The sequence below is a fragment of the bacterium genome (assembly GCA_037147175.1).
In the GTDB taxonomy this organism is placed as follows: domain Bacteria; phylum Cyanobacteriota; class Vampirovibrionia; order Gastranaerophilales; family UBA9971; genus UBA9971.
Genome location: JBAWVS010000071.1, coordinates 1 through 9102, shown reverse-complemented (window position 1 = coordinate 9102; position 9102 = coordinate 1). Strand labels below are relative to the sequence as shown.

At 37.2% G+C, this 9102-nt stretch carries 9 protein-coding genes; 7 read left to right on the top strand and 2 right to left on the bottom strand.

Annotation, left to right across the window (positions count from 1 at the left end):
• From WCG23_12345 to WCG23_12325, 5 genes are all read left to right on the top strand, one after another.
• Positions 1-236 (top strand): hypothetical protein (locus WCG23_12345; protein MEI8390658.1); only part of this gene is annotated, 236 nt, incomplete at its 5' end.
• Between the two features lie 4 nt (positions 237-240).
• Entirely contained in the window at positions 241-948 is a 708-nt protein-coding gene (locus tag WCG23_12340; protein MEI8390657.1) for an ankyrin repeat domain-containing protein, read from the top strand.
• Positions 949-1021: 73 nt separating this feature from the next.
• Positions 1022-1714 (top strand): hypothetical protein, encoded by a 693-nt coding sequence (locus WCG23_12335; protein ID MEI8390656.1) that lies wholly within the window; start codon positions 1022-1024, stop codon positions 1712-1714.
• A 38-nt stretch (positions 1715-1752) separates the two neighbouring features.
• Positions 1753-2595 (top strand): hypothetical protein, encoded by an 843-nt coding sequence (locus tag WCG23_12330; protein MEI8390655.1) that lies wholly within the window; start codon positions 1753-1755, stop codon positions 2593-2595.
• A 236-nt stretch (positions 2596-2831) separates the two neighbouring features.
• Positions 2832-3461 (top strand): YkgJ family cysteine cluster protein, encoded by a 630-nt coding sequence (locus WCG23_12325; GenBank protein ID MEI8390654.1) that lies wholly within the window; start codon positions 2832-2834, stop codon positions 3459-3461.
• 64 nt (positions 3462-3525) lie between these two features.
• Here the strand turns inward: WCG23_12325 and WCG23_12320 are convergent, their stop codons facing one another.
• Both WCG23_12320 and WCG23_12315 read right to left on the bottom strand, forming a co-directional pair.
• Entirely contained in the window at positions 3526-4551 is a 1026-nt protein-coding gene (locus tag WCG23_12320) for a hypothetical protein (GenBank protein ID MEI8390653.1), read from the bottom strand.
• A gap of 153 nt (positions 4552-4704) precedes the next feature.
• On the bottom strand, positions 4705-7176 hold the full coding sequence (locus WCG23_12315; GenBank protein MEI8390652.1) for a sodium-translocating pyrophosphatase: 2472 nt from the start codon (positions 7174-7176) through the stop codon (positions 4705-4707).
• A 767-nt stretch (positions 7177-7943) separates the two neighbouring features.
• On the opposite strand from WCG23_12315, the gene WCG23_12310 reads away from it, so the two are divergent.
• Together WCG23_12310 and WCG23_12305 are read left to right on the top strand one after the other, a co-directional pair.
• Positions 7944-8531 (top strand): hypothetical protein, encoded by a 588-nt coding sequence (locus WCG23_12310; protein ID MEI8390651.1) that lies wholly within the window; start codon positions 7944-7946, stop codon positions 8529-8531.
• A 97-nt stretch (positions 8532-8628) separates the two neighbouring features.
• On the top strand, positions 8629-8868 hold the full coding sequence (locus WCG23_12305) for a hypothetical protein (protein MEI8390650.1): 240 nt from the start codon (positions 8629-8631) through the stop codon (positions 8866-8868).
• The last annotated feature ends 234 nt before the right edge of the window (positions 8869-9102 follow it).

Genomic DNA, 9102 nt, shown 5'->3' with positions numbered 1-9102 from the left:
TAACAGAATTATCTGTAAAAAATAATAATATTAAAAAAGAAGCTAAAAGTAATATTAGCGATTTGCCTAAACAGGAATTAACGCTTGAATCAGGTAAATTTATTGAAGTAAAAGCTATTTTTGATAAAACACAGGCTGTAAATCGTCAGCCTTCAATTAAATTTAACTGTTACGACCCTGAAAACAGTCAGGAATTCGTTATTACCAGAGTAAATGAAGCTTTGCAAGAGGAATAAATATATGAAATTAAAAAGTTTTGTTATTAGAACAACGATTTTAAGCTTATTTTTGTTCTTTTTCTGTGCAAATTCTGTTTTTGCGGTTTCAAAAGAAGAAGCAAGAAGGCAATTAGCAGATTCAAGCTTAAATTATGAAAGCGCAACACAGGCAATAAATTGCATAAAAGAGGGCGATATTAATACTTTGGGTCTTTTTATTGATGCAGGGATGAATGTAAATAATAAATATGCAGGAATGCCTCTAATTATATACGCTTTTTCAGAAAAGCAGCCTGAAATTGCAAAATTGTTGATAGAAAAAGGCGCAAATATAAATACCAAAATTATGGGAATTCCCCTTTTGCTTTACACAATTGTAGGAAAAGAGCCTGAAGTTGCAAAATTGCTGATAGAAAAAGGTGTAGACCCAAATACCAGTGCGTCAGGAGAGTCTGCTCTTTATATAGCAATTTATAAAAATCAGCCTGAAATCGCTGTTTTATTATTAAAAAAAGGAGCTAATCCTAATAAGGGACTAACTTATGTAAGAGGATACACGCCTTTGAGAATCGCTATAAGAAGAAATCAGGCTGAAGTTGTAAAAATGCTGCTTGAAAAAAACGCTGATATAACTAAAAAGCCTTTGTTTCTCCCTTCAAATATAAAATTAGCACATAAGAAAAAATACACTGAAATCGAAAAATTATTAGTGGATTATCAAAATAAATAAATATTTTAAATTTTATAAGCCCCCGACTTTATTGAGTTCGGGGGCTTTTTTGTACTCAAAAAAAGGAGGTTTTATGAATAATTTAAATCAAAATCAAATGGAGGTGTTTTCAGGTGGAAAAGCGCAAATCCCCGCACAAAGTCAGTTGTCCCCTCAAGGACAGGCAGTTTCAAGTCAATACGGACAAGAGCAAAAGGCAGAGCAAGGGGCTTCTAGAGCCAATTTTGCTAATAATCAGCAAGCCGTAACCCCTCAAAACTCTTTTAGCCCTAAAGAAATTACTCAGGAAATGAAAAATACCTATGAAAATATTTTTCATGCTTCCGGAGTTGATGCGGCAAATAACTGGCTTAAGCAGCAAATAGTCAATAATCACTTGAATCTTCAGTTGGATAACGAGGCTCTTATCAGGGAAGTTCACGCAAAATACGGCGATTTGTACGCTGTTCCCGTTATTAAAGAGGCTATTCAGGCTTTTATCGATCTGGATTTGGATCCGAATTTGAGTTTGAGAAGTCAGGGGTTTCATGATGCCATGGATCATATGGCAAACATCTACAGGGCAGGTTATGACGATGCTTTGAATCTGAAAAACCAGAATGATTCTGCTAAAGCGCGTATGACTTCCGCGGTGAACTCCGCTGTTCCTCATTATCAATCGAATAAAATCTTTACTCGCTCTGAAATTAAGTCAATGTCCCCTGATGACTTTGTCAGGAACGAAAAGACGATTTTTGAGCAGTTAAACAAAGGGCTGATTAAGTAGTTCGGGTATAAATTTTTTTAAGAAAGGAAAAATTAATTATGACACAGGATTTATCAAATTTTATCTCTGAAGTGTGGTCGCAAAAATTAACCGCGCTTCTCGACAAGTCAGGCGTTATGATGCAGTGCGTCAACCGAAATTATGAGGGTGAAATTAAAAACTCCGGCGATACTGTACATATTAGGACTTTTGGGGATGTTACCGTCAAAGATTACTCGGGTTCTATTACTTATGACGACCTTACTTCTCCCACTGACACGCTTTTAATCGATCAGAAAAAGTATTTTGCTTTTAAAGTTGACGATATCTCAAAAGCCCAGTCAAATGTCGATATTATGGCAGGGTATCTTGAAAGGGCAAAAGTGGCGATTGATTTGGCGAAAGACTCGTTTTTGCTCGGCAAACATGTTGATGTGCCTTCAGGAAATATTATTGGAACTGATTCTACGCCTATTGCATTAACTAAAGACAACATTTATACCAACTTTGTGGCGATTGCAAAAGCGCTTAAGAAAGCTAATGCGACTTCTAAAGGGCAAAAACCATGGATTGTCATCAATCCCGACATTGAAGCTCTTTTGATTCAGGCTCCCGAATTTATTCAGGCTAATCAGACAGGTGATAAAACCTTGAAAGAAGGCTCTATTGGTAAGATTGCAGGTCTTGACGTTCTTGTTTGCACTAATTTTACTGCTACATCGGGTAAGTTCTATGTGCTTGCGGGAACCAATGATGCCGTTACTTTTGCTTCTCAGGTAGTCGAAATCGAGTCTTTAAGGCTTCATGATTCCTTCGATACTGCAGTTAGAGGACTTTATGTCTACGGCGCAAAAACAGTTCTGGCTCATGCCCTTGCTAAACTTGTTTGTACTGTTGCGTAGCGGGAGTGACGGTCTGAAAGACGGCTTTGCCGGCTTGGAAGACCAAACTCATTCTCTTGCGTAGCGGGAGTGACGGTCTGAAAGACGGCTTTGCCGACCTCAATATATTTACTATTACAAGGTCTCCCTACTAACTCTCTCATAGGGCGAAAGGTTTTTTTTTTGCTTTTCGCCCTGTTTTTTTTAATTATTTTCATTTAATATAATATCGAAACACTTATATGCAGGTAATTTTAGTGCTTGAAAAATATCAGTTAAAGCTTGCAAAACTTACAGAGGAAATAAATTCTTATTTTGACGAGCAGAAAGATTTTATTAAATGCAGCGCAGGGTGCGGGATTTGCTGTACAAAGGGGTATTATCCACTTTTTGAGCTTGAATATAAGTATCTTAAAAAAGGCCTTGAGCTTCATTTTTCGCAGGAAAAAATAAAGAACCTGCAAGATAAAGCCCATGAAATATACAAAAACAGGCAAAATTTCTTAAAAAATGACTCGAATGTTCATAATTTTTTTTATGTCTGTCCGTTTCTTGAAAATGACAAATGCTCTATTTATAGCTATCGTCCTATTATTTGCAGGACATATGGCTTGATTTCAAGGGATTTTGAAAATACGAAAACTAAAATCCATCTTCCTCACTGCGTCAGCACGGGTTTGAATTATGCAGATGTTTGGAATAGCGAGGCAAAAAGTTTTTCGAAAGCCAAAATTGAAGCTTTCGGAATAAAAACAGAGCCTAAGTTTTACGATATCAGTTTCGGGCGGATTCTTGAGTCGTTTCAGGAGTTGCCCATGGGGGATTCCAGAATGCTTTATGAGTGGATATTTATGGATATTCCCGATTATCAAAAATTGTTTTCCTGAGGGCGGTTTTGGTTGAATGGATTGCCGCGTCAGCTTTTTGAGCTCCCTCGTAATGGCGTGGCGGTTAATACAGTTTGAATTGTTGGGCGATATCCCAGAGTTTATCAAGGTTTAAGCAATCGGGGATTTCGTTTATAAGCTGCGGCAAAACCAGTTTTTTGTTGTTAATTTCTGCTTTTCTTGCCTCGAGATAGCAAGCATTCAGATACTTGTTGTATTTGTCTTTTTTAGCAGGTGATAATGAGTTATATGCTTTAATTACAGGCTCCAAAAGCTTTCTTTTGCTACGAGAATTGATGCAGGCAGAGTCTTTTGCAACGAAAAGATCGTGGATTATATGCGTCGATTCATCGATTTTGTTGACCAGTTTTCCTTTAATCTGGAGTTCCACGTTTAATTTGTCTTTTGTTATACCCGTGATGTGGCCTGCGGTGTAGCCGTTTTCTTTGATGGAATTGGTTCCGTTGAGTATTTTTATGTTTTTGTTTCCTGCTTTTCTGTTTGCTTCCGTAATTAAATCTATATGTTTTTGGGAAAAATACGGCGCTGTATAAGTTCCCCTGTAATTTCTTATCGAAGTTATCTGAAGTTCTTTTTCTTCAATTTTTTTAACAAGATTATTAACGATTTTGTCTGTTGCCTCCGGAGAGCCGTCGGTTATTCCGCGCGCTCCGGCAAGGTCGCCTATAATATTCATTAAATTTTTGTCTCTAGTCTGATTTTGTTTTATTTTGTTCCTGAGTTTTGATTCTATTGATCTGGGACTCTTAATTCTAGTTGTCTTGGCTCCGTTGGGAAAAATATCGAGGCAAAGGTCGTTAAATGCTGAGAGTTTGCCTTTTCCAAAGTTATATATATGCTCTGCCTCTGCTCTTAAGCTTTGAGTTTTCTCGGAAAAAGGAATGGCTTTTAAAATATCTAAAGAAAAGTGCTGAATCTTTTTTGTTGAAGGTCTTGCGCTGAAAGAGACGGTGTCTTTTTCAAGCTGCTTTAGTTTTGGCGAGTTTATCCGCGGTGGATTCTGCTCGTTTTCTTTGTTTATCGGGGTGTTAAAACTTGAAGTAACTTTGTTTAATATGGTTTGGTTCATAAGTTTTATTTCTTCCTAAAATTCCTTCTAATATATTAAAAACATAGGATTTATCAGAATTGCCTTATTTTTAATATTTTCGGAAAATTTGGGATAGAAAAGCAAAGAGGCGGGCTTTTCAGTCCGCCTCTTTGTGTATATTCTTTTAATAGTCTATACGTTAGCTAGTTCTTCAGTTTTTTTTTCAGCAGCTTCGGGGAGAACGGGGATTTGCATATCATAGAATGATCTCCATACAAATACCAGTGCAACCACGAAGAAGAAAGCCCCAGCATAAGGTGCATAAGGTCTGAAAGCTTCTGCGATTGCGATTTCCATTGCAAGAAGTCCGAAAAGCGTTGTGAATTTGATAATCGGGTTCATTGCAACTGATGAAGTGTCTTTGAAAGGGTCGCCTACTGTGTCGCCGATAACTGTAGCTTCATGAAGAGGTGTTCCTTTTTCACAAAGTTCTGTTTCGACGATTTTTTTAGCGTTATCCCAACATCCGCCGGCATTAGCCATAAAGATTGCTTGGTATAAGCCGAATAATGCGATGCCTACAAGGTAGCTTACGAAGAAAGCAACAGGTGCTTCTTTGTTTGCTCCGGTCATAAACGGCGCGGAGAAGAAGGCAAAAGCCAGTGCAAACGAGAATAATGCGATAAAGATGTTGAACATACCTTTTTGGGCGTACACTGTACAGATTTTAACAACTTCTTTTGAGTTCTCGGTTGAAGCTTTGCCGCCTGCAACGTCTAAGTTGATGTTCTTTTTAATGTATTCTACTGCTCTGTAAGCTCCTGTGGATACTGCCTGTATAGATGCGCCCGTGAACCAGTATATTACCGCTCCGCCGCAAAGCAATCCTAACAATGTGAAAGGATTTAACAGGTTAAGTAGGTCTTCTGGTCTTACTCCGAGTGTGTTTTTGATTACAAGAATCAGTGAAAATATCATTGTGGTTGCTCCGACAACAGCTGTTCCGATAAGAACAGGTTTTGCGGTGGCTTTAAATGTATTTCCTGCGCCGTCGTTTTCTTCCAGCAATTTTTTGCCGTTTTCAAAGTCAGGCTCGAATCCGAAGTCGTTTTTGATTTCTTCGGCGATGTTAGGAATTTCTTCGATTAATGAAAGTTCATATACTGATTGCGCGTTGTCTGTAACTGGTCCGTAGCTGTCTACGGCGATTGTTACAGGTCCCATTCCGAGGAAGCCGAACGCTACAAGCCCGAAAGCAAATACTGAAGGGTAAATCATTATAACGTCAAGGTGATGCAGGCTTGCGAAATATGAGCCAGCCATAAGAGCAACGATTGATAAACCGATCCAGAATCCGCTGAAGTTTCCTGATACAAGTCCTGAAAGAATTGTTAGGGATGCTCCGCCTTCTCTTGATGCGGTTACAACTTCTTTGGTATGTTTTGAGTTTGTGCTTGTGAAGACTTTTGTTAATTCAGGAATTAACGCAGCTCCTAATGTTCCGCAGCTGATTATTATTGAAAGTACCAGCCACAAGTTGTTTGAGAAGGTACTTAACTGCCAGTAGCTTACTGCAAAAGTCATTACGATAGATAAAACTGATGTTACCCATACTAATGAAGTTAAAGGGATTTCGAAATCGAATTTGCTGCTTTTGCCGTATAATGATTCGCATACTAAGTTATTCAAGAAGTAAGATACGACTGATGTTACTATCATTAAATAACGCATTACGAATATCCATGTAAGTAAAGGGATTTTTAATTCTTCGTGAACGCCTAAAAGAATAAAACTGATAAGTGCAACGCCTGTTACACCGTAGGTTTCAAAGCCGTCAGCCGTAGGTCCTACGCTGTCGCCTGCGTTGTCGCCTGTACAATCAGCAATAACTCCCGGGTTTCTAGGATCATCTTCTTTGATGTTGAACTGGATTTTCATCAAGTCAGAACCGATATCAGCGATTTTTGTGAAGATACCGCCTGCTACTCTTAATGCACTTGCGCCTAGTGATTCACCGATTGCGAAACCGATAAAGCAAGCGCCTGCTAAGTGTCCAGGTATGAAAAGTAAAATTGCAAGCATTATTAAAAGTTCAACGCTTACGAGTAAAAGTCCGATGCTCATTCCTGTTCTTAAAGGAAGCTGCATTATTTGGAACGGTTTTCCTGTGAGTGAAGCGAATGCGGTTCTTGCGTTTGCCAGAGTGTTCATTCTGATTCCGAACCACGCGATTGAATAGGAACCGAGAATACCTACAACTGACATTCCAAGGATTGCAGCTACTTCATAAGCTTTCATGTGCTGCAAAAATCCGAAATAAAATCCGATACATGCTGCAATGAATAATTCGAGTACTAATAAAAATTTGCCTTGTTGGATAAGGTATGTTTTACAGGTTTCGAAAATAAGGTTTCCTATTTCCAACATTGATTTGTGGGCAGGTTTGTTTTTTACGTTGAAATATTCCACAAGCCCGTAAACTAATCCTGCTACGCAAACACCCATTCCGATAAGTAATAAATGGAAGCTTGCCGGATTTTGAGATAAATTTGGAACTACAAGATCTGCTTCACTTGCCATTGAAGGCATTGATGCAGCCAGTAGTCCGATTAGTGCAACGAAAGCGGCACTAAAGACACGACTAACTTTTGGTAAAAAGCTCACTTTTTTTCTCCTCTTAGCTGTTTTAAACGTGAGTTATAAATACTATTTATAATAGTAAAAGACACGATTTAATTAATTATACATCTAAAATAATTTTGGCAAATAACTAACTTGAATCTCTAATTAAATATATCCTTCATTGCGAGGAGAGGCTTTAGACTCGACGTGGCAATCTATTTTATTTATTATAGATTGCTTCATTATGCTCGCAATGACGATTTTGGCGATTTGGCGATTTGAGTTAATTAACAAAACAATAATTGTTCTTTTCTTTGTCAAGAATTTTGATATTAAAGCTGTATCAGGATTTTACCATTTATTTGTCATTCTGAGCGACTAACAGGAGCGTGAAAATCTATTTGGTTTTAAAGTCCGGATGGATTGCCGCGTCAGCTCTTTGAGCTTCCTCGCAATGACAGGTTAATTTGGCTTATAAGTTTTGTTCTTAGGCGGGCAGATCCTTCGTTTCGCTCAGGATGACAATTAACTAAGGGAGTCAAAATATTTAGGATTACAAAAGTTGCTTAAAATTATAAAAGAAGCTGTAATGCCAAAAGAGGCTTAGTATACAGAAAACTCAGAGTGGCAAAAATATAAATAATTTTCATCTAATTTAAATTATTTAAAAAAATTTTTTCAAAAAGGGCAATTTTTTCGGTGCGCTTGTTTTTATATTAATATAAAGGGATTGAATTTTTTATTTTTAATAAACAGTCCTTTTTTGGGGATAAAAAAACGTAGTTTAGTGGGATAGAGGAGATATAGGGATGATTTTAATCAATAATTTGCACGGACCTTACAACGCGGAAACTTCTGAAGGCAGAGGCGCTAATGCCGCTCATAACGTGGTTAAATACTATGAAGAAATCAAAAAAATCGCCGACAAAAAAGTAAGACAATTTATGAACGGTGAAATCGGGCTTGAAGAAGCTTCCAGAAACGAAGCCCAAGAAGCTTTAGCATCCGCTTATATCACCTATATGCCCGTTGATGAAGAAACAAGTGTTCCTGATTATAAATACGGTCTGGCTTATGCTTCAGTCTACATAAAAGCTTTTGATCAGGATAATGACGGCGCTCTGCTTCCTCAGCAAGCCGGTCCTTTAGGTTATGTTATTGATTTTGTTGCTCCTTACGGCAAAATTACTCCCGGGAAATTTCTTACCTGGCTAATTTTTCAGGATTGTGTTGATTTTTATAACGGAGTTATTTCTCCTAAAGAAGCTTACACCGCTTTGATGATGGTACAAGAAGATCCTGAAAGGGTTAAAGAGCAATTAAATATTCTTTATTTTGGGCACGGCATCAACAATTTAGAACAGGAATTTAAAACCCCACACCCCATAACTCAATAAACTATATAAACAGACCCCCGACCGCTTTACAGGCGGTCTTATTTTTTTGTGTTTATAAATTGATGCCACAATTAAAAATATATAATATAATTTATTTATGGAAAAATTAAAACAAGAAATTAATTATCAAGTGCAATTAAGAAATGCCCAATGGACTGTCTTTTTGCTTTTAGCAACAGGCACTACAAGTCTTGTCTTTAAAATTAAAGAGGGATTAATTGAACTTATAATGTTTATTTTGGGACTTATTTTTATTTTGATAATAATTAAAGGCTGTTTTAAAAGAGATGAATATATAGTAAAACTTATAAATAAACTTGAAAAGGAGAAACCATGAGTTTTTATGATATTTTGGGGCTGGCAGGTGTCCTCATAATAGCAGGTGTTCTATATTACAGCTCCATTAAGGATACTGAAAAATTTAAAGAAATATAAAAATTTAAAATTTTGACCGCTTTACAGGCGGTCTTCTTTTTTGGGTTTATAACTGAGAATACTTCACGGGCTCCGGTTTTGGCTATAGTGCTCTGAAAAAGTAATTAAGAAATGAAATATTTTTTGCGAAAGCACT

Coding starts and splice junctions, on each gene's coding strand:
- WCG23_12340 (MEI8390657.1), top strand. CDS start 241: ATGAAATTAAAAAGTTTTGTTATTAGAACAACGATTTTAAGCTTATTT.
- WCG23_12335 (MEI8390656.1), top strand. CDS start 1,022: ATGAATAATTTAAATCAAAATCAAATGGAGGTGTTTTCAGGTGGAAAA.
- WCG23_12330 (MEI8390655.1), top strand. CDS start 1,753: ATGACACAGGATTTATCAAATTTTATCTCTGAAGTGTGGTCGCAAAAA.
- WCG23_12320 (MEI8390653.1), bottom strand. CDS start 4,551: ATGAACCAAACCATATTAAACAAAGTTACTTCAAGTTTTAACACCCCG.
- WCG23_12310 (MEI8390651.1), top strand. CDS start 7,944: ATGATTTTAATCAATAATTTGCACGGACCTTACAACGCGGAAACTTCT.
- WCG23_12305 (MEI8390650.1), top strand. CDS start 8,629: ATGGAAAAATTAAAACAAGAAATTAATTATCAAGTGCAATTAAGAAAT.